The organism is Caulobacter sp. GW821-FHT10A10 (assembly GCF_059415745.1).
Genome location: NZ_JBWKNV010000002.1, coordinates 679408 through 698756, shown reverse-complemented (window position 1 = coordinate 698756; position 19349 = coordinate 679408). Strand labels below are relative to the sequence as shown.

The 19349-nt window shown below is 72.5% G+C and carries 11 protein-coding genes and 1 pseudogene; 4 read left to right on the top strand and 8 right to left on the bottom strand.

The features are described 5' to 3' along the window. Positions 1 to 79: 79 nt before the first annotated feature. Positions 80 to 382 carry a hypothetical protein gene (locus AC07NS_RS08085; protein WP_494602641.1) on the top strand — a complete coding sequence of 101 codons (303 nt, stop codon included), beginning with the start codon at positions 80 to 82 and terminating at the stop codon, positions 380 to 382. A gap of 76 nt (positions 383 to 458) precedes the next feature. After that, positions 459 to 2237: a tRNA (5-methylaminomethyl-2-thiouridine)(34)-methyltransferase MnmC2 gene (gene mnmC2, locus AC07NS_RS08080; protein ID WP_494602640.1), complete on the top strand. Its 1779-nt coding sequence runs from the start codon at positions 459 to 461 to the stop codon at positions 2235 to 2237. An 8-nt stretch (positions 2238 to 2245) separates the two neighbouring features. Here the strand turns inward: mnmC2 and AC07NS_RS08075 are convergent. Both AC07NS_RS08075 and AC07NS_RS08070 read right to left on the bottom strand, forming a co-directional pair. Continuing rightward, positions 2246 to 2380: pseudogene (locus AC07NS_RS08075) on the bottom strand (hypothetical protein); the annotation flags it as partial. Positions 2381 to 2484: 104 nt separating this feature from the next. Further along, positions 2485 to 3714 (bottom strand): OmpA family protein, encoded by a 1230-nt coding sequence (locus tag AC07NS_RS08070; protein ID WP_494602639.1) that lies wholly within the window; start codon positions 3712 to 3714, stop codon positions 2485 to 2487. Between the two features lie 770 nt (positions 3715 to 4484). Between AC07NS_RS08070 and AC07NS_RS08065 the strand changes: the two genes are divergently transcribed. Then, the gene (locus tag AC07NS_RS08065; protein ID WP_494602638.1) at positions 4485 to 5792 is read left to right on the top strand and encodes an MFS transporter; all 1308 of its coding nucleotides are present in this window, start codon (positions 4485 to 4487) and stop codon (positions 5790 to 5792) included. Next, positions 5793 to 6797 (top strand): AraC-like ligand-binding domain-containing protein, encoded by a 1005-nt coding sequence (locus AC07NS_RS08060; protein ID WP_494602637.1) that lies wholly within the window; start codon positions 5793 to 5795, stop codon positions 6795 to 6797. Between the two features lie 12 nt (positions 6798 to 6809). Here the strand turns inward: AC07NS_RS08060 and AC07NS_RS08055 are convergent, their stop codons facing one another. From AC07NS_RS08055 to bcsA, 6 genes are all read right to left on the bottom strand, one after another. Beyond that, positions 6810 to 9011 carry a WD40/YVTN/BNR-like repeat-containing protein gene (locus AC07NS_RS08055; protein ID WP_494602636.1) on the bottom strand — a complete coding sequence of 734 codons (2202 nt, stop codon included), beginning with the start codon at positions 9009 to 9011 and terminating at the stop codon, positions 6810 to 6812. Positions 9012 to 9190: 179 nt separating this feature from the next. After that, positions 9191 to 9517 carry a hypothetical protein gene (locus AC07NS_RS08050; protein WP_494602635.1) on the bottom strand — a complete coding sequence of 109 codons (327 nt, stop codon included), beginning with the start codon at positions 9515 to 9517 and terminating at the stop codon, positions 9191 to 9193. A 31-nt stretch (positions 9518 to 9548) separates the two neighbouring features. Next, a complete protein-coding gene (locus AC07NS_RS08045) occupies positions 9549 to 10559 on the bottom strand; it encodes a family 8 glycosyl hydrolase (RefSeq protein ID WP_494602634.1) in 1011 nt (336 codons plus the stop codon). A 7-nt stretch (positions 10560 to 10566) separates the two neighbouring features. Further along, positions 10567 to 11034, bottom strand: a complete 468-nt coding sequence (gene bcsD / locus AC07NS_RS08040; protein WP_494602633.1) for a cellulose biosynthesis protein BcsD — start codon at positions 11032 to 11034, stop codon at positions 10567 to 10569. Then, positions 11031 to 14966 (bottom strand): cellulose synthase subunit BcsC-related outer membrane protein, encoded by a 3936-nt coding sequence (locus tag AC07NS_RS08035; protein WP_494602632.1) that lies wholly within the window; start codon positions 14964 to 14966, stop codon positions 11031 to 11033. Before AC07NS_RS08035 ends, bcsD begins: the two co-directional genes overlap by 4 nt. 14 nt (positions 14967 to 14980) lie before the next feature. Beyond that, a complete protein-coding gene (gene bcsA, locus AC07NS_RS08030; RefSeq protein ID WP_494602631.1) occupies positions 14981 to 19303 on the bottom strand; it encodes a UDP-forming cellulose synthase catalytic subunit in 4323 nt (1440 codons plus the stop codon). Between the last annotated feature and the right edge of the window lie 46 nt (positions 19304 to 19349).

Here is a 19349-nt window from a genome sequence, read left to right as displayed (position 1 = left end):
TGAAAAGCGGTTCCTTGCCACCATGGCGCCCGGCTCCCACGCCGGGCGTTTCCATTTAGACGTCGCAAGGGATGCCCCGATGACCACCCAAGTCCTCCGCAAGATCCTCATCGCCGGCGCGGCCATGACCGCCCTGTCGCTGGCCGCCTGCGGCAAGAAGGACGAGGCTCCCGCCGCCGACGAAAAGGCCGCCGCGGCCGCCGCCGCCGGCGCCAGCGAAGTGACCGCCGCCGACGCCGGCTCGGCCGAGGACCAGGCCGCCGCCGACGCCAACAAGGCCGCCGCCGACGCCGCCGCCGAACCGGACGCCGTTTCGGCCGCCGAAGGCACGGCCCCGGCCGCCGCTGCTCCTGCCGAAGAAAAGAAGACCGAAGGCCACTGAGCCCTTTCAGGCTTTTTCGAGCTTCGACTATCCGAAGGGCCGTCCGCGAGGGCGGCCCTTCTTCTATGATGGCGCCATGACTTCCGACTCTTCAGACACCGCCCCGGGCTCCCCGCTGATCTGGCGCGAGGACGGCCTGCCGCAGTCGCGGCTCTATGGCGACGTCTACTTCTCCAGCGCCGACGGCCTGGCCGAGACCCGGGCGGTGTTCCTCGACGGCTGCGGCCTGCCCGCCACCTGGGCCGGGCGCGACCGCTTCGTGGTCGGCGAACTGGGCTTCGGCACGGGACTGAACATCGCCGCCCTGCTGGATCTGTGGCGGCGGGAGAAGCCGCCGGGAGCAAAGCTCAACATCTTCTCGATCGAGGCCCACCCGATCACCCGCGACGAGGCCGCCCGCGCCCTGGCCGTCTGGCCGGAACTGGGCGAGGCCGCCCAGGTGTTGCTCGACCATTGGCCCAGCGCCGCGCGCGGCTTCCACCGCATCGACCTGCCCGGCTTCGACGCGGTGCTGGACCTGGCCGTCATGGACGTCGCCGAGGCGCTGGAGGCCTGGAGCGGCGCGGCCGACGCCTGGTTCCTCGACGGCTTCTCGCCGGCCCTCAATCCGGCCATGTGGCGCGAGGAGATCCTCGCCGCCGTCGCCGCCCGCACCGCGCCGGGCGCGAAGGCCGCGACCTTCACCGTGGCCGGGGCCGTACGTCGGGGCCTGGCGGCCGCCGGCTTCTCCTGGGAAAAGCGACCGGGCTTCGGCCGCAAGAAGGAACGGCTGGAGGCGACCTTCCCCGGCGAGCGTCCCGCGCCGCCCAGGCCGAAGAGCCTGGCGATCGTCGGCGGCGGGATCGCGGCGGCCAGCCTGGCCCGCGCCGCCCGGGCCGAGGGCCTGGCCGTGACGGTGATCGACGTCGGCCGCGACCCGGCCTCGGGCAATCCCGCCGCCCTGGTCACCCCGGCGCTGGACGCCGGCGGCGGCCCGCGCGCGGCCTTCCCCGCCCAGGCCCTGGCCCGCGCCGCCGCCCTCTACGAAGCCGTCCCCGGCGCGGTGCTGGCGCGCGGCGTGCTGCGGCTGGCGACCGGCCCCAAGGACCCCGACCGCTTCGCCGCCGTCACCGGCCAGGACCTGTTCGCCGCCGGCGAGATGTCCGTCCTGGACGCCGAGGCCGCGAGCGCCGCCCTGGGCGAGCCGGCGGCCGGAGCGCTGCGGATGGCCCAGGCCCGCGTGGTCGAACCCGCCGCCGTCATCGCCGCCTGGCGCGGCGAGGCGATCACGGCCGAGGTCGCGCGGATCGAGCCCGGCGAGAATGGCTGGCGCCTGCTGGACAAGGCCGGCGAGGTCTTGGCGACCGCCGACGCCGTCGTGCTGGCCGGCGGCGCCGACCTGGCCCGACTCTGGCCCGAGGCGGCCATCCGCCCGGTGCGCGGCCAGACCAGCTGGACCGGCAGCATCGACCAGGCGATCGCCCCCGCCGCCTTCGGCGGCTACGCCGTGCCCACCCGCGAGGGCGGCGTGCTGTTCGGCGCCACCCACGACCGGGGCGACACGGCCACCGAAGCTCGCGAGGCCGATCACGCCCGCAACCGCGCGGCCCTGGCCAAGGGCCGGCCGGACCTCGCCGCCAGCCTCGCCAACGCCACGCTGGACGGCCGGGCCGCCGTGCGCGCCACGACGGCCGACCACCTGCCGCTGGCGGGCGCGGTTCCCAGCGCGCCGGGCGGCCTGTTCGTGCTGGGCGGCCTGGGCGGACGAGGCTTCACCACCGCCCCGCTGCTGGCCGAGCATTTGGTGGCTCTGGCCCTGGGCGCGCCGTCGCCGCTGCCGCGCGGGCTGGCGGCGTTGGTGGAGCCCAATCGCTGATCCCTCTCCCGCCCATGCTCCTCCCTCGCGCAGCGGGGGAGGTGGCGCGCCGCGGATACGCGGCGTGACGGAGGGGGCGATTGACGGAGCGCCGAGCCTGAACTCGCCCCCTCCACCGCTTCGCGGTCCCCCTCCCCCGTTTCGCTTCGCTGCTCGGGGGAGGATAAAAAAGCAAAAGGCCCCGGAGTTTCCTCCGGGGCCTTCGCATTTCTTCGGGAAGCGTGAAGCCTCCGTCCGGGATCCGATCTTAGAAGTTGATCGAGATCGTCGAACGACGGTTCAGCGGTTCCTTCACGCCGTCGCCGGTGGCGACGGCCGGGGCGCTTTCACCCTTCCAGTCGACCGCGAGGGTCGTGGCGGGGACGCCGGCGCCGACCAGACCATCGGCCACGGCCTTCGCACGACGTTCCGACAGGCGGACGTTGTACTTCGGCGAGCCCGAGGTGTCGGTGTGACCCACGACCGTGATCTTGGTCGCATTGCCGCCCTTGGCGTAGTCAGCGGCCTGCTGCACCACGGCCTGGGCTTCCGGCGTCAGCACGTACTGATCGAACGGGAAGTAGACCACGAACTCGCGGGCCTCGTAGGCCGGCGGAGGCGGCGGCGGGGGCGGCGGAGCCGGGGGCTCGGGCGGCGGGGGCGGCGGGGGAGGCGGCGGCGGGGGCGGAGGCGGCGGGGGCGGCGGCGAGCCGAAGGTGTAGCGCACACCCAGGGTGATCGAGCTGTCCTTGTAGTCGCCTTCGAAGTAGCCGAGCGAGGTCGGGGCCGGACCGGCCGCGCCCACGTTCGTCGAGACCGAACCCCAGGTGACGTTCTTGGCGGTCAGGTAGCGGCCCGTCAGGTCGAGCGACCAGTTCGGGGTGATGTCCCAGGCCAGGCCCAGCAGGCCTTGGTAGGCGAAGGCCTGATCGACGTCGTCGATGCTGAGGTTCTGGTAAGGCGCCGCGCCGGTCGGCACGCCGCTCAGTTGGCCGTAGACCTTGTTGTGCACCCAGGCCGTACCGACGCCGACGCCGACGAACGGACGCCAGGCCGAATCCGGCAGGAAGTCATAGATGACGTTGGCCATCAGGGTGGTGGCCTTGATCTCGCCGTTCGGCTCGCCGCAGGTCGGGCTGGCCACGGTGCGGATCGGGCCGGCGGTGCAGAGGCCCAGCGGCTGCGGACGCGTGCCGTCCTCGGAGCGGACACCCTTGATGTCGCTGCCGCGGTAGCCGTATTCGCCTTCGACGCGCCAGTTCGGCGACAGACGGTAACCGAGGCGCGCGAAGCCCGCCCAGTCCTTGTCGGTCGAGAAGGTCCAGTCGTAGGGACGGCCGTCGGAGGCGTCCACCGACGAACTCGTTTCAACGCCCTCGGTCGAGTGGTAACCGACGTCGCCGGCCACGTACCATCCGCTCAACGCGCTTTGGGCGGAGGCGCCCGACGCCGCGCAAAGCGCGACGGCTGCGACGCCAGCCAGCAACCCGAATTTCATGTGAGAACCCTCTTTAAATTAGCCAGGACGCCCCCCGCGGGGCGGCTTCCACGACGACAAACGCGTGACCTCGCAAATCGGCTGTGGCGCCAGCGCCACAGTGAGCGAGTTTCGTCGATATCTCGACAGAACCTGCTCTGAAACGATCGGTCCACGGACGTCGTCATCGCCTCGCGCCGGTCTTCGCGCGAGCCAGGAAATAATCGCCCTGTTCGCAATCAGCGTCCAGATCAACCCAGGCGATTATTGGCATAACGGCGGATGGTGAGCGCTGTTTGATCAGCGGGGAGGCGACCAGCGGCGCAGAATGCGCGTCGCTGGTCGCGGACCAGGCCGCGGATCGCCCCCACGACCCTGCAGCCAGGCCACCCTCTCCTCTTCACCGCTTGGAGGAAGCGGTGAAGCCCTTCGTCGCCCCGGCGCCAACCATCGCGGCCACGGGCGAAATCTCGTCGGGTCCGCCTCGACGCCGCCGAACGCTTGTGGAGTGCGTGACGACGTCGAGCCGCCCCCCCGGCAGCGTTACGGCGGGGATCGAGGGATCGACGGGCCCGGCCAGAACGCAGGAGACGCTCGTCGCTTCCCCCGCCATGCGGTGAAAGCGCTCGGAGGCGACGGCTAGCACCCGCTTCGGGGAATTGTCGCGTTCCAAACCTGGAACATTCCGCAACACGACGCTCCGCGAAGGGCTGGACAGCGCATGCGGTTGCGTTAACTACGACTTCGCGCGGGGGGAAACAGTGCGCCTCCTGGAAAGCTTTCAGAGCCCGATGTCAGAGCGCGTACGACAGGGCCCGGATGAAGGTCCGCTCCTCGAATTTCCGATCGTCCTGCTGCTGGCCGCCGGCCATTTCATGGCGTTCGTCGACCGGGCCGTGCCCAGCGTCTACGCCCCCGCCCTCAAGGCCGGCTTCCAGCTGACCGACACCCAGCTGGGCGCCCTGCAAGGACCCGCCTTCGTGGCGCTCTACACCGTCGCCACCCTGGTCACCGGCCATCGCGGGCACCGCTTGCCGCGCGGACTGCTGCTGGCGGGATCCGCCGCCCTCTGGACCCTGGCCACAATGGCCATGGCCTTCGCCCAGTCCTACGCCGCCCTGTTCGCCTCGCGCCTGGTGCTGGGCCTGGCCCAGGCGGTGTTCGCGCCGACGGCCCTGGCCGTGATCGTGGCCGGCGCGCCCGCTGCTCGACTGTCGCGCTGGGTGTCGGTGTTCACCTCGGGATCGTCGATGGGCCGCAGCGGCGCCCTGCTGGCCGGAGGCCTCGCCCTCGGGGCCTTTTCGGCGGGAGTCTTCCACGCCTTCGGCCACGCCCCATGGCGCGCGGCCATCCTCCTGCTGACCCTGCCTAACCTCGTGCTGGTCGCCCTGCTGGCCTGGCGCGTGCGGGGCCGCGATGAGGCCGTCCCCCCGGGACAGGGACTGGCCCAGGCGCTGGCCCATCTGGTCGCCCGCCCGGCGGGCCTTGGCCTGCATTTCCTGGCGGCCGGCGCGGTGATCCTGCTGGTGCAGGCGGCCGCGGCCTGGGCGCCGTCGATCGTCAACCGCGCCTGCGGCCTGACCCCGGCCGCCAGCGCCCTGCTGGCCGGCCTGGTGGTGCTGGTCGCCGCCCCGGCCGGACATCTGGGCGGCGGCTGGCTGCTGGACCAGCGACGCAAGGCCGGCGGCGGACCGGCCCTGGTCGTGACCGGCGGCGCCCTGCTCGCCGTGCTCGGCGCCCTGCTGCTGAGCCGCGCCGGATCGCCCGCGGCGGCCGCGGCCGCCCTCTTCCTGATCACGGCCGGCGGCGGGGCCGCGGCCCTGGCGGCCCTGGCCGGCCTGCAGCCGCTGAGCCCGCCGCGTCTGCGCCCGGCCATGAACGGCCTCTACCTGGCCTTCGTCACGGTGGCGGGGCTGGGCTTCGGCCCGCTGCTGACCGGCCTGCTGAGCGACCGGCTGTTCTCCGGACCGCACGGCCTGGCCATGGCCCTGGCGGCGGTGATGACGGCGGCGGGATCGCTGGCCGGGCTCGCCGCGTTTCTGGGGGCGGAGCCTTGGCGGCGGCTGGCGCAAGAGACGAGCGGGATGGCGCGCGCCTAGATGTCAGCTTCCGTGACCGACAGCTTCCATTTCTCGAGCGACGAGCACCCGGCCGACGAGGCCTTCGCGCTCTATGCGACCCTCTATTCGCGCGGCTCCGACGTCAGCCGCGGCGAGGGTCCGTTCTTCGCCCAGGTGCGAGCCTGGCGGTTGGACAAGATCCTGCTGTTCGAGCGCCGGCTGTCGGGCGTGGTCCACGCCCGGCGCGAGCGGATCGCCGGCGACGGCTTCGACCATTTCGTCCTGACGCACGTGGTCGAGGGCGAGGTGCGCCTGGACGCGCCGGGGCCGCCCCGAGTGCTGGGACCGGGCGAAGGCGTGCTGCTCGACACCCGCCGGCCGATGCGCACCGACCACCGCGACGCCGTGATCCTGACCGCCAGCATCGCCCGCGACGTGATCGAAGCGGCGCTCGGCCCGGCCGGACGGCTGCACGGCCAGGTCCTCGGCCCGTCGGACAACCTGGTCCTGGCCGACTTTCTCTCGTCCCTGGCCCGGCGCGGAGACGCCGTGGCGCCGACCGCCCTGCCCGCCTTGGGCCGAGCCTTCATCGACATCCTGTCGTCGGTGGGCGGCGACGCGGCCCGCGCCGGCCGCGAGGACCAGCGCCGGGACCTTGCCCGCCGCGAGAGCGTGCGCCGCTTCGTCCTGCCCCGCCTGGCCGACAAGACGCTGTCGGTCGAAGCCATCAGCGCCGGGGCCGGCATCTCGCGCTCGTCGCTCTACCGCCTGTTCGACAAGCAGGGCGGGGTGGCGCGGTTCATCCAGCTGATCCGCCTGGACGCCCTGCGCGCCGTGCTCGACGCGCAGGGTCACGCGGCGCCGGGCGAGGCCGAGCTGGCCGAGCGCCTCGGCTTCGGCGGCGTGGCGCAGATGGAGCGATTGTTCGCCGAGGTCTATGGCGCTGGCCTTACAGCCTATCGCGAGGCCATCGGCGACAAGCCCCGCAACGACCCCGACCTCGCCAAGCGGCGCTGGGAAGGCTGGCTGAACGAGCTGGACTGAGCCCTACGCGCCTCAAGGCGCCTTTGGCGGCCGCCCGACCAGCACGCCGCGACCATGCGGGGCGATGTAGACGACGCCGTACTCCAGCAGGTCGCCGGCCACGCCCTGGATGTCGCCGAACTGGTGGGCGTCGTCGTTGATCCGCGTCCAGGACGCGCCCTCGTCGTCCGAGCGCCACAGGCCGCCGCGCCCGTCGACCTTGCCGTAGAGATAGACCGCCGGGTAGCCGTCCTTCTCCTTGGGCGCGCCGAAGCTGACCGACCAGGCCGCATCGACCTTGCGGGCCGGCTTGAACGGCGCGCCGGCGTCGCGCGAATGCAGCAGGCCCGACGGCAGGGCGATCCACAGGTCGCGCATCCGGGTCGGCACGACGGCCAGCTGGGCGCGGTCCCAGTGCTGGGCCGCCGGCAGGCCCGAGGCGATCGGCGTGAAGGTCAGACCGCCGTCGACGCTGACCAACACGCGGCCGCCGGCCCGGTCGTGCACGTAGAACACCCGCTCGACCACCTTGTCGGCGACCGGAACCAGGGTCTGGTCGCCGGCGGCGGGCCAGCCGGCCGAGGCCGTCCAGGTCTTGCCGCCGTCGAGCGAGGCGTAGCCGACGTCCTTCTCGGGCGCCCACAGCAGGGCCGAGCCCTTGGCCGACACCGCGATGGCGCCCGGCCCACGCCAGGGCTGGCCTTCGCCGGGGACCTTGTAGGGCTGGGCCGGCATCGGCCGCCAGTCGGCGCCGCCGCTGGTCGAGTAGAAGGCGTTGGCCTTGCCGTTGGCGGTGCGGACGATGTAGCCGGGCTTCTGGCCGGCGTAGTCGACGCTCCAGTTGCTTTCGGTGTTGGGGCGGAAAAGACCGTTGGCGGGCGGACGGGTGACGTCGTCCCAGGCCGCCCCGGCGGTGTCGCCCATGGCGGCCAGCAGGGTCGCCCCGCCGGTGGGCGAGACCAGCTGGGTGACCGCGCCCTCTTCCAGGTTGTCGATCCGGGCGTCCAGCGCCACCGGAGCGTCGCCGCCGGCGGCGGTGAGGTTGCGGCTCATCCACAGGCCGCCGCCGTGGCCGTAGATCAGCTCGTCGGCGTTGAACGGATTGACCCGCAGGGCCGAGATCCAGCCGCCCATCTTGCGTTCGGGATTGGTCTCGGCCAGCCACGGATAGGCGCCCGCCGAGAAGCCGGCCTGGCGGCTGAGCGCGCTCCACTTGGCCCCACCGTCGCGCGAGACGAAGACGTCGTCATTGGGCCACCAGCGGTTCAGGGTTGAGACCACCAGCGCACCGTCCGGCCCGAGGTCGACGCCTGAGAACCCGCCCTGGCGGGCCTCGCCCTTCAGCGGGGAGATGTCGCGCCACTTGCCCGAGGCCGGGTCGCGCTTCTGCACGCTGCCGCCCTTGGCGTGGCTGGGATTGACCGCGAAGGCGCTGCCGTCCCCTTCGGCGAAGGCGACGTAGAGCGTTCCGTCGGGAGCGAACACGGCCCGCTGCGGCAACTGGGCCGGCGCGCCCGCCACCGGCTGGAACGAGGCGCCGCGATCATGGCTGACGAACAGCCCGCCCTTGCCGTCGGCCCCGCCGACATAGAGGTCGCCGCTCTTCGGCTCGAAGATCACCAGATTGATCGCCCGCGCCGGCGAGGCGGCGACCTTGGCGAAGCTGACACCGCTGTCTGAACTGCGCCAAAGCCCGTCCTGGTTGGAGCCGAACCAGATCGTCCTGGGATCGGTCGGATCGACCATCAGCCGCTCGCCCGCGCCCCGGCCGTCGGCGTTGCCGCCCACGTGGATCGGCAGTTCGGCCTTCTTCCAGGTGGCGCCGCGATCGTCGGAGCGCAGCACGGCGCCCTTGCGCCCCCAGTCCTGCAGATAGAGACCGCAGACGGCGTAGAGCTTGTTGGGATCGGCCGGATCGACCGCCAGGCTGAGCACGCCCATCAGGTCGGCGTCCTCGCGCGGCAGGTGGTCGAGCAGCGGGATCCAGCGCTTGGCGGCATAGTCGTAGCGATAGGCGCCGCCGACGTCGGTGCGGGCGTAGAGCAGGCCCTTCTCGCGCGGGTGATAGACGAAGCCGTCGACATAGCCGCCCGCGCCATAGGGCACGCTGGTCCAGGCATAGGGCTGGTCGGCCGCGCGGGCCTGGGTCGCCGGACCGCCCACGGCCAGCATCAGGGCCAGGGCCGCACCGCCCAGGGCTGGTCCCAGGACAGGTTTCATCCGATCGAAAAGCATCTTGTTTCCCCCGCTGCGCTCTGGACGATCCTCAGGTCGGAGCCGGGGTCGTCCTTGATATTGTGAGCGCTACCATACCGAAGCCGATTAATCCTACAATACGGGATTTCACGGTTATGGGGGATAAGGGCGTCAGCTTGGATCCCGCCTTGGCGGGGAGGCGCGGAGAGGTGCGAGCCTCAGGCCCGTTCGCGCATGCGCTTGAAGATGTCCGAGAGCCGGTTGTCGCCCGGCTGCGTGCTGGCGGCGGTCGAAACGGGCGCGGGCTTTTCGGCGTAGGCTTGCAGGAAGCCGATGTCGCAGGCGGCGACGTCTTCGTTGGCGGCGGCCGGCGGGCAGCCGAAGAAGCCTTCCAGCGCGCGGACCATGGCTTCGGCCTCGGCCTGCAGCGAGGGGCGGCCCGGCTCGGGCTCGAACTCGGCCTCGGTCTCCGCCGTCTCGAAGATCTGATACGGCAGATTGATCTGGTTGATCATCGAGAAGAGGCGGTTGACGTCGCCGGACATGTCGTGGCTCCACCGCAAGGCGGTTCGGGGTTCAAGGTCGTCTGGCCCGCCTTTCCTTCCCCGCCATTTCGGCGAGCAGGACGAGGGCGGACGAGTAGTACGTGCGATCCGGCGGCGTCCCCCGAAGCCCCTGGATCGACGGGTCGTTCAGCGCCAAGGCGGCGATGTCGACACCCCCGCTAGATAGCGGAAAGTCGGCTTCATGACCGTCGGACATATTGACCCATGCGGGTGGCCGTTTTTGGGCTTGAATGTTGCCGCGCCAGTAGTCGGCGGTCTGCGCGGCCAGCGAATCCTGGCCGCCCCAGGCCAGGTACAGCGGCACGCGGATGGCGTCGAAACCGAACAGCGGCGGCTTTTCCGGGGCCGGCGCCAGGGTCCCGTCCGAGCGCACCAGCAGCCAGTCGGGCGGAACCTTGCGGGGGCCGAACCGGCCGTCGCGCGCCAGGGTCACGCCGTCGGCGATCAGGGTCCGCCACGGCGCCTCGGCTCCGTCGGCGGACGCGAAATCCTGGAAGGCCGGCAGGATGAAATAGGACGGATTGACGGTCACCCCGGCCGGGCCGCGAAAGCCCTCCAGCCCCGGCAGCAGCACCGTGCGCCCGCCGACCTCGACCACCAGCCGCTCGGCGATGGCGTCGCGGAGGGCCTTGGACGCGACCAGATAGCCGTCGTCGCGCCAGCGCCGCCCGGCCCGCAGCAGCGCCCAGGCCGCCAGCACGTCGCCGTCGGCGGCGTTGTTCTGGTCGGCGACCGGCGGCCTCGCGCGGGGATCGTAGCGCCAGGCCAGCAGCGGCGCGTTCTTCTGGGCCAAGTTGGTCCGGGTCCAGTTCCACGCCCGGTCGAAGGTCTCGCGGTCGCCGTGGCCCTCGGCCAGCAGCATCGTGTAGCCCTGGCTCTCGCTGTGGCTGACCCCGCCGTTCTCGGGGTCGACCGTGCGGCCGTCGGGCTGCACATAGGCGGCCTTGAACGCGGCCCAGCCCTCGGCTGGCGGCCGGGCGCAGGCGCCCGAGGCTCCGGTCGCGGCGATCACCACCGCCATCAGCAGCCTAGACCCGGTGCTCGAACACCAGCGGCGAAGCCGAAGGATCGCGGCAGGTGGTGACGCCGCCAGGGCTGCCCTGGGCGGCGAGCCAGGCGCCGTAGGCCCCCGCCAGAATCTCGGCCATGAGCGGCGGCCATGCTCGTCTGTCGTCGTCGTCGAGCGCATTGGGACAGGCCCCATGGGTGATGAGGATATGATCGTCCGCCGCCGCCAGCCGGGTCCAGCCCCAGTCCATCCCGCCCAGCACGGCGTTCAGCTGCGCCTCCAGCTCGTCGAGCGTCTCGACGGTCGGCAGGGCGAAGCGGCGGGCCATGCGCTCGCCGGTGGCCCGCAGGAAGCGCCGGGCGGCGGTGTGGTCGGCGACGGCGGTCAGCTCTCCGGCCAGGGCCGCCAGGAACGGCGACCACTGCGGGCTGACGCGGCGGCGGTTCAGGTAGTCGAGGTCTCTGGCCTGGGCGTCGTCTCCGCTCATCGGCCGCCCTCCCCGCCCAGGGTCTGCTTGACGCCCACGCTGACGGCGGTCTCGTTGTAGACGCCGAAGGTGTTGAAGTTGACGGCCCCGCCGATGCTGGCGCCCGGCCGGAACTGGTAGTCGGCCGACAGCCCGCCCGATATGCCAAAGCCGCTGGCGCTCTCCGCCAGATAGCGCGGGAAGACGTCGCTGTCGGACAGGGCCAGGGTGTTGAGCTCGGTCTGCAAGGCGACGTCCATCGGGAAGTAGGCCGCCCCGGCCTGGTTGTAGGTCTGGTAGCCCGGCGCGATCGCGCCCTTGAACTTCCACGGCCCCTGGCGACCGGTGACGCTGATCGGCGCGGTCAGGCTGGTGAACGACTTGGGGCTGAAATAGCCGCCGTGGCCCAGGCTGAAGAAGTTCTGGTTGTTGTCGAAACCCTGCTGATTGAGGTTGAAGCCGACCTGAACCTCCGTCTCGCCGCGGCGATAGGGGCGGATGTAGCCGCCCAGATTGACCTGGTAGCTGTCGTTGTCGGCCACGTGCTCGCCGTCATAGTGGCCGTAGCTGGCGTCGCCGTAGAGCCCCGAGGCGCCGTCGTCATAGGACAGGCTGGCCCCGCCGCCGGTGCGCATGACGCGGCCCCAGCGCTGGCCGGTGACCGGGTCGCGCGCCCCGGCATAGGCCACGACGCTGTCGGTGACCGGGCGGCGCTCGATCCACAGCTTGGCCTGGCCGTTGGCGCCCAGGCGCGGCGCGAACGCGACCCCGCCGGCGACGTCGATGTCGCCGAAGCCGATCGGGGTCGTGCCGATGTCGGCCGACAGGGGCCCCGCCGCCATGGCCAGGTTGATCGCCGCCCCCGAGGCGCTCTGCGGCGGGGCGGCGGCATAGACCGGCGCGAAGGCGCCGACGATGGCGCGGGCGTTGATGATCTGGTTGGCGCCGTAGCGCTGCTCGGCCGAGCCCGAGGGCGTGCCGCCGTCGATGCTGACCGGCGAGATCGAGGCGGTGAACCGCACCTCGCCCAGCGACGCCGAGGCCGCGGCCCGGGCCGACAGCTCGTGCAGCCGCCCCAGCCCCGCCTCGCCCGAGCGAGCGCGGATCTGGGCCGAGCCGGAGACCTCGGCCGCGGTGCGGGCGGTGATCTCGGCGATCTGGCGGTCGATGTCGCCGACCACCGGGTCGCGCGCGGCCGGGGCCACGAACGGATTGCCCGGCGACGGCGCGACGGTGGTCGTGGGACGCGGCGAGGCGGCCTCGCCCGCGCGGCCGTTGCGGCCGGTGAACGGGAAGGCGACACCGGCGAAGCTGCGTTCGGCGGCTGGCGTCGGCGCGGCCGGGGTCAGCACGCCGGCCAGTTGGTCGCCGCCCGACGCGACGTCGACGCCGGCGAGGGGCGCGGCGGCGGCCGAGGTCATCAGGTCGTAGCGGCCGGCCGCCACCGGCAACACCGCCGCCCGCGCCGGAACGCCGCCGGACGTGAACGGGTTGGGGCCAAGGCCGCCGCCGGGCGTGGCGTTCGAACCGCCCGGCGCCAGCACGGCGTCGAGGCCCGAACCGAAGGTCGGTCGCCGCTCACGCAGGGTGCGGGCCATGCGCAGGGCCTCCAGCGCCGCCTTCTCGTCGCCGGCCTGGCGCTCGACCCGGGCCGAGGCGAGATAGAGGTCGGCGTCGCGCGGACTGGCGGCGATGGCCTGGGCGAGCGTGCGGCGGGCGCTCGCCACGTCGCCCTTGGCGGCCGAGGCGTCGGCCAGGCCGATCAGGGCCTCCTTGTCGCCCGGCTTGGCCCGCAGCAGGGCGGCGAAGGCCTGGGCGGCCTCGTCGTACATCTGGCCGTCCTGGTAGACGCGACCCAGCGGGGCCAGCAGGCGGGTGTTGCGCGGGGCCACCGCGAAAGCGGCCGACAGCACGTCGAAGGCGCTGGCCAGATCGCCGGCCTGGCGCAGGCGGTCGGCCCGCTCGGCCCCGAGGGTGGCGGTCAGGTCGGCGACGGCGCGGGCGCCGTCCGGCGACGCGCCGGAGCGGGAGGCGGCCTGGCGGACGATGGCGGCGGCCTCGGCGTCGCGCCCGGCCTTGGCCAGCACCGCGACCATGCCGTCATAACCGGCCGGCGCCTCGACGACGCCCTCGACCAGGGTGCGCTGGGCCATGGCCAGGGCCGTCTGGCGGTCGCCCAGGTCGTAGAGCGCCGAGGCCAGGCGCCCCTGCGCCGCGACCGGCAGCGCCGGGCGGGCGGCCAGGGCGCGCAAGGAGGCGACGCCGCCGCCTTGTTTGGCCTGGTCGATGGCGGCGTCGATCTCGAGCCGGCCGCGCAGGGCGGTCATCTCCGGCGTCATCTTGCCGACGGGCGCGCGGTCGAGCAGGGCCAGGGCCTCGGATGGGCGGCCCTGCTGGTCGGCGAAGACGGCGGCGGCGTGGATCTGCTCGGGCTGGGTTCCGGCGCCGACCGGGGCCATCAGGCCCTCGGCGGCCTGGGCCTCGCCCTGGCCGGCCAGGAAGCGGGCGAAATCGAGCCGCACCCAGGGATCGGACGGCGCGGCGGCCAGGGCGCTCTCGAAGGCGGCGTTGGCGCCCGACAGGTCGCCATTGGCCCACAGCTGGCTGGCGCGCTCGTGGTCGATGCGGCCGCGCAGCACGTTCTGGCCGCTGGCGTCGGGCTGCAAGGCCGGCGAGGCGGCCGCCAGCGCGTCGGCCTCGGCCGTGCGGCCCTGGTCGAGCAGCACCTGGACGAGACCCTGCTGGGCCTCGGCCTGGTTGGGCGCGGCCGCCAGCACGGCGCGATAGGCGCTCTCGGCCTCGGCCGCCTTGCCCTGGCGGCGCAGCGCCTCGGCCAGCAGGCCCCGCGCCAGCAGGCGGTCGGGATAGGTCTCGGCGGTCAGCGGCCGCAGCGTCTGCTCGGCCTTGATCACCTGGCCCTGGTCGAGCGCGGCCTGGGCGTCCTGCAGGCCGGCGTAGAAGCGGGCGCTGGTCAGGGCCTCCTTCCAGCGGCCGGCGCTGGCGGGGCTGGACCGGCTGGCCCGTCCCAAGAGATCGGCGGCCTCGCCGAAGCGCTGGGCCTGGAGCCGCACGAGACCAAACCCGCCCAGAGCGTCGGCGTCGCCCGCGCGGCGGGCCAGGGCCGCCTGGAAGCGCCGTTCGGCCTCGGCGACATCGCCGCCCTGCAAGGCCTCGAAGCCCTTGGCGCGGTCGCCCGCCGACGGATCGACGGCCGCGGCGGCCGGAGCCTTGGGCGCGGTGCGGGCCGCGGCCAGCTTGCGCGAGATCTCGGCGTCGTTGGGACGGGCGGCCAGGTAATCGCCGAACAGGTCGGCGTTGCGCGGGCTCTCGTCCATCCAGGTCAGGGCCTGGCGCCAGGCGCTGGCGGCCTTGCCGGCGACGGAACCGCCGCCGCCCGCCAGGCGGGCCAGCAAGGCCACGCCCTCGCGGCGGGTGCCCTCGCGATAGGTCAGGGCCTGGCCCAGCGCCAACTGCACGTTCTGGTCGCCCGGCTTGCGGGCCGACAGCGCCCGCAGGCCCGTCTGGGCCTGGGCGACCCCGCCCGGCGCGCCGGCCAGGGTCTGATAGTATTCCAGCGCGACGGCGTCGGGCGGGGTGGAGCCGCCGAACGCCTGGCGGTAGGCCGCCGCGGCCGCCGCGTTCTCGCCTCGCTGGGCCAGGCCCCGGGCCTTGGCCAGGTCGGCGCCGCCGGCGGTCGCTCCACCCGAAGGCGTCTTGGCCCCGCCGCTCGGCGCGTCGAGGGCCGCAAGACCCCGCTTGGCCGCCGCGTTGTTGGGATCGGCCGCCAGGGCGCGCTTGTAGGCGTCGGCCGCCAGGTCCTTGCGACCCTTCTGGCTCCAGAAGTCGCCCTGGCGGACCAGGGCGCCGACCGCCGCGCTTCCCCCCTGGGCCTGGGCGACCTGCGCTGTCCCGCCCGCCAGCAGGATGGCGGCCAGGGCGGCTTCCACGGACATGCGACGCAGGGACTTCACTTGGCGCTACCTTCAAGACGGCGTCGCGCGATGGCCTTCAGCGCGACGATGAGCGGGAACGACAGGGCCAGGCCGACGCCGAAGATCGACAGCGCCAGCAGCAGCGGCCGCTGGCTCAGCCACCACATGCCGTAGACCCACCAGGGCAGGTCGCCGGTGTGGAAGACCTTGCCGACCTGGAAGCTGGAGAAGCCCTCCTCGGTGACGATGGCCAGGTCGCCCTGGATGCGGGCGTTCTGGGCCGGGTCGTCGAGACGGGCGACCACCGCCGGCAGGCGGGTCGGATCGCTGGCCAGCACGGCCACCACCGCCCGGCCCCGGTCGAAGGGCGAGCGGAAGCTGACCAGGCCTTCGAAGCCTTCGCCGGCCACCAGCAGGTCGTCGGCGTGGTCGCGGCCGGCCGAGGCCTCGCCATTGGCCATCAGGAACAGGCGCTCGATCGGCGCGGCCAGTTTCAGGCGCAGGCGGTCGTCCTCGAAGCGCACCGGCGCGCCGGCGAACAGCGCCCCGAACCGGCGGACCATGTCGGGGCGGCCGATCAGCAGCACGTCGCGACCCTTCAGCGCGGCCGCGTCGGCGTCGCGCGCGATCGCCACCCGGGTGACCGGCGCGCCGGTGACGTCGCCGAACCGGCCCATCAGCGCCAGATAGGCCTCGATGTCGGCCGCTCCGGGATTGGCGTCGAGCACGACGGTGGTCTTGTCGAGGTCGGCGTTGCGGGTGAACGGGAAACCGGCGCTGGCGAAGAAGGCCAGGTTCGGCAGGGCCGCGAAGTGACGGCCCCCGCTGAGGTCGATCGTGGTGTCCGGATCGATCCCGCTATGGACGTTGGTCGGTAGCTGGCCCTGGCATGCGCCGGTCTTGTTGCTCTTGATGTCGAAATAGAACTGCAGCTGGCTGGCGCCGAACAGCAGGTAGGGCGGCAGATCGAGGCTGTGCTCGTTGCGGGCGAAGCGGTTGAACAGGCCCTGGACTTCGGCGGTGCGGTCCTGGGCGCTGAGCCGGTAGGAGCGCAGGTACTGGCCGTTCAGCGACACGTCCAGTCGCGACTGCTCGCGATCGAACCACGGCCCCTTCGGATAGCGGTAGCGCACGCGCAGCGGCGCGCCCTGCACCGGCCACAGGAAGAGGTCGGGGGCGACGCGGAACGGCACGGAGACCGGCGCCGGCGACATGCCGGGCGCCTGCAGCAGCTGGGCGTCGACCAGTTCGCCCAGGCGGACGGGACGGTCCATGCGCAGCCAGCGCGGGGCGTCATAGGCCGCGCGCGGGGCGATCAGGGCGGTGTCGACCTGGGCCATGGCGCCGTTCAGCCCGCCTTGCGAGATGCTGAGCGCCAGGGCCGCGCGGCGGATCTCCGAGGTGTCGCGGCCGATCACCAGCAGCAGGCGATGGTCGGGGGCCTGGGGGTTGGCGACCACGGCCAGGGTCGGGCCGTTCACCTGCGGCAGGGTCAGGCCGCCGATCGTCTGGCCCGACTGGCCGAACACCACGCCCTCGCCCTGCGGCAGGGCGCCGATCAGGGTTGGGAAGGCAAAGCCGCGATAGCTGGCCCGCATGCCGAAATAGGACGCCGCCGCCCCCGCCCCGCGCAGCACGGCGTCGGACGGGGTCTCGGCGAACACGAACGGCAGCACCAGCTTGCCGCCGCCCTTGTCGAAGAACGGCCCGGGCAGCATCGACAGGTCCGGGCTCGCCGGCAGGCGCGAAACCGTCAGCTCCAGGCGCGAGCGCTGGTTGCTCACCGTCATCCACAGCGACGAGTGCTGCGGGTCCTCGCAGGCCCGGGTGTAGTGGCCGATGAAGCGGAGGTTCAGGTTGTTGTCGCGCAGGAACAGGGCCGGATCGATCGGGATCGACCACTCGGTTCCGGCCGCCCGGTCGGGGGTCAGCATGACCGCGCCGGCCGGCTCGCCGTTCAGGGTCACGGCCAGCTGCGACAGGTCGCCCAGCAGCGACGGCGAATAGGCGCCCGAGACGACGAGACGAGCGGCGGTCACCACCTCGTCGCGGCGCAGGGTGAAGTCGACGCCGGCCTCGCCCTGTACGCCGCGCAGGCGCAGCGACTGGCCGAAACCCAGGTCCTTGAGGGTCAGCACGCGGGTCGAGCCCGACGGCGCCGCGACGGTGGCGGGGGCGGGATCCTGCGCTCTCGCCTGCCCGCTCCAGCCCAGGCCGCCGGCCAGCAGCAGGCCCGCGACGATCACCGCCGCCCGCCCGCCACCGTCGGATCCGCCGCCCGTGCGCGAACGGGGCGTCAGGGCCGCCGGCTTGGCCGCCCGCCACCAGAACAGGATGCTGGCGCTGGCCCGGACCAGCCCCGCCAGGGCGGACAGGGGACGCACCGGCGCCCAGTGGGCGTTGGGCACCCAGGCGTCGGCGCGGCCGACGACATTGCGCACCAGGTCGCGGCGTTCGGCGAAGCCGAGCGGCAGGAACTGCACTCTCAGGACCCCCTTGTCGAACATGATGGCGCGCGCCTTGAACGGACGGGCGCGCTCGTCCTGCAGGAACTCGACCGTGTCGAGGTGGCGCTCCTCGCCCCAGAAGCCGTCGGGAATGATCGCCGACAGGCCGCCCATCGAGACCTCGCGGGTCTGGACCTCCAGCACCTCGCCGTTGGTCAGCCGTAGGCGAGCGGGCAGGACGGCCTCGATGCGCACGTGCTGGCGCACCTGCCGGGTCTCGCGGCCGACGGCGATGGCGGTGAGCAGCACCAGCAGGCTGAACAGCGTCCAGAAGGCGTTGAGCACCAGGGTGCCGACCAGCACGAAGTCGGCCTCGGCGGTCAGCAGCCGCCACATGGCGAAGCAGAGGCCGGCGATCAACAGGCCCGCGACCACGATGTGCGGCCACATCAGCGACCAGTCGAAATAGCCCTTCTCCAGCCGGCCGCCCTTGTCGGTGACGTTGAACTTGCCGTGCTTGGGCGCGAACAGGGTGACGATCGTCGGACCCAGCAGGTGGAAGGCCAGCAGGGTCTCGTAGATCTCGCCCCAGAACGCCATGCGTTCCTCGCCCTGCATGCGGTTGTTGGTGACGATCGAGTGCACCAGGTGCGGCAGGGCGTAGGCCAGGATCATCGGGGCCGAGGCGCTGATGATGTTGAACCCCAGCAGCAGGAAGACCAGCGGCGAGGTCAGGAACACGATGCGCGGCAGCGGAAACTGGAAGTGCAGCATCGCATTCAGGTAACAGAGCCGTTGGGCCAGGCTCAGCCCCTTGCCGAACAAGGGATTGTCGATCCGGAAGATCTGGGTCATGCCGCGCGCCCAGCGGATGCGCTGGCCGATGTGCAGGGCCAGGCGCTCGGTCGCCAGGCCCGCCGACAGCCGGATTTCCAGGAAGGCCGTGTTCCAGCCCCGGCGTTGCAGCTTCAGCGCGGTGTGGGCGTCCTCGGTGACGGTCTCGTGCGCGAAGCCGTGGGTCTCTTCCAGGGCCGAGCGGCGGATGATGGCGCAGGAGCCGCAGAAGAAGGCGGCGTTCCACAGGTCGTTGCCCGGCTGGACGACGCCGTAGAAGAGGTCGCCCTCGCCCGGGATGTCCTTCACCGTCTGGATGTTCCGCTGCACCGGATCGGGCGAATAGAAGTGGTGCGGCGTCTGCAACAGGGCCAGGCGCGCGTCCTCCTGGAACCAGCCGACGGTCATCTGCAGGAAGGCGCGCGTGGGGATGTGGTCGCAGTCGAAGATGCAGACCAGCTCGGCCTCGGTCTGACCCAGGGCGTGGTTGAGGTTGCCGGCCTTGGCCCCGAAGTTGTCGGGCCGGGTCATGTAGATGGCGCCGGCCTTCTCGGCGAAGGCCTTGAACTCGGGCCGGCGGCCGTCGTCCAGCAGGTACACCTTGAAGCGGTCGCGCGGGTAATCCATGCCCAGCGCCGCCAGCACCGTGTCCTGCACGATCTCCAGGCTCTCGTTGTAGGTCGGGATGTAGACGTCGACCTTGGGCCAGGTCGCCGGCGCCCCGGTGATCGGACGCACCGGTCGCTGCAGGGGCCAGGCGGTCTGCAGGTAGCCCAGCAGCAGGATCAGCCAGGCGTAGATCTCGGCCAGGTAAAGGCCCGTGCCGAAGAAGGCCTCGCCCGGATTGCGGAAATGCAGGGTCTCGGTCGTGCGCCACCACAGATAGCGGGTGCTGACGATCACCGAGACGACGCACAAGGCAATGGTCAAGTGCTTGGACTGCGACAGGCGATTGGCCGCGATCACCCCGACGATGGTCGCCAGCGCGAACAGCGCCTGGTCCTTGAAGCTGAGCGGGATGACGATCGCGACGAGCGCCACCGCCAGGACGGCGGCGACCAGCAGCGCGACGCCCACGCGCGAGGCCAGACGCGCCAGAAGCGATCCCGAAGCGGGGCCAAAA

Bases quoted from the DNA above. Each gene is read 5' to 3' on its own strand.
- AC07NS_RS08085 (WP_494602641.1), top strand. From the start codon at position 80: ATGACCACCCAAGTCCTCCGCAAGATCCTCATCGCCGGCGCGGCCATG.
- mnmC2 (WP_494602640.1), top strand. From the start codon at position 459: ATGACTTCCGACTCTTCAGACACCGCCCCGGGCTCCCCGCTGATCTGG.
- AC07NS_RS08070 (WP_494602639.1), bottom strand. From the start codon at position 3,714: ATGAAATTCGGGTTGCTGGCTGGCGTCGCAGCCGTCGCGCTTTGCGCG.
- AC07NS_RS08065 (WP_494602638.1), top strand. From the start codon at position 4,485: ATGTCAGAGCGCGTACGACAGGGCCCGGATGAAGGTCCGCTCCTCGAA.
- AC07NS_RS08060 (WP_494602637.1), top strand. From the start codon at position 5,793: ATGTCAGCTTCCGTGACCGACAGCTTCCATTTCTCGAGCGACGAGCAC.
- AC07NS_RS08055 (WP_494602636.1), bottom strand. From the start codon at position 9,011: ATGCTTTTCGATCGGATGAAACCTGTCCTGGGACCAGCCCTGGGCGGT.
- AC07NS_RS08050 (WP_494602635.1), bottom strand. From the start codon at position 9,517: ATGTCCGGCGACGTCAACCGCCTCTTCTCGATGATCAACCAGATCAAT.
- AC07NS_RS08045 (WP_494602634.1), bottom strand. From the start codon at position 10,559: ATGGCGGTGGTGATCGCCGCGACCGGAGCCTCGGGCGCCTGCGCCCGG.
- bcsD (WP_494602633.1), bottom strand. From the start codon at position 11,034: ATGAGCGGAGACGACGCCCAGGCCAGAGACCTCGACTACCTGAACCGC.
- AC07NS_RS08035 (WP_494602632.1), bottom strand. From the start codon at position 14,966: ATGTCCGTGGAAGCCGCCCTGGCCGCCATCCTGCTGGCGGGCGGGACA.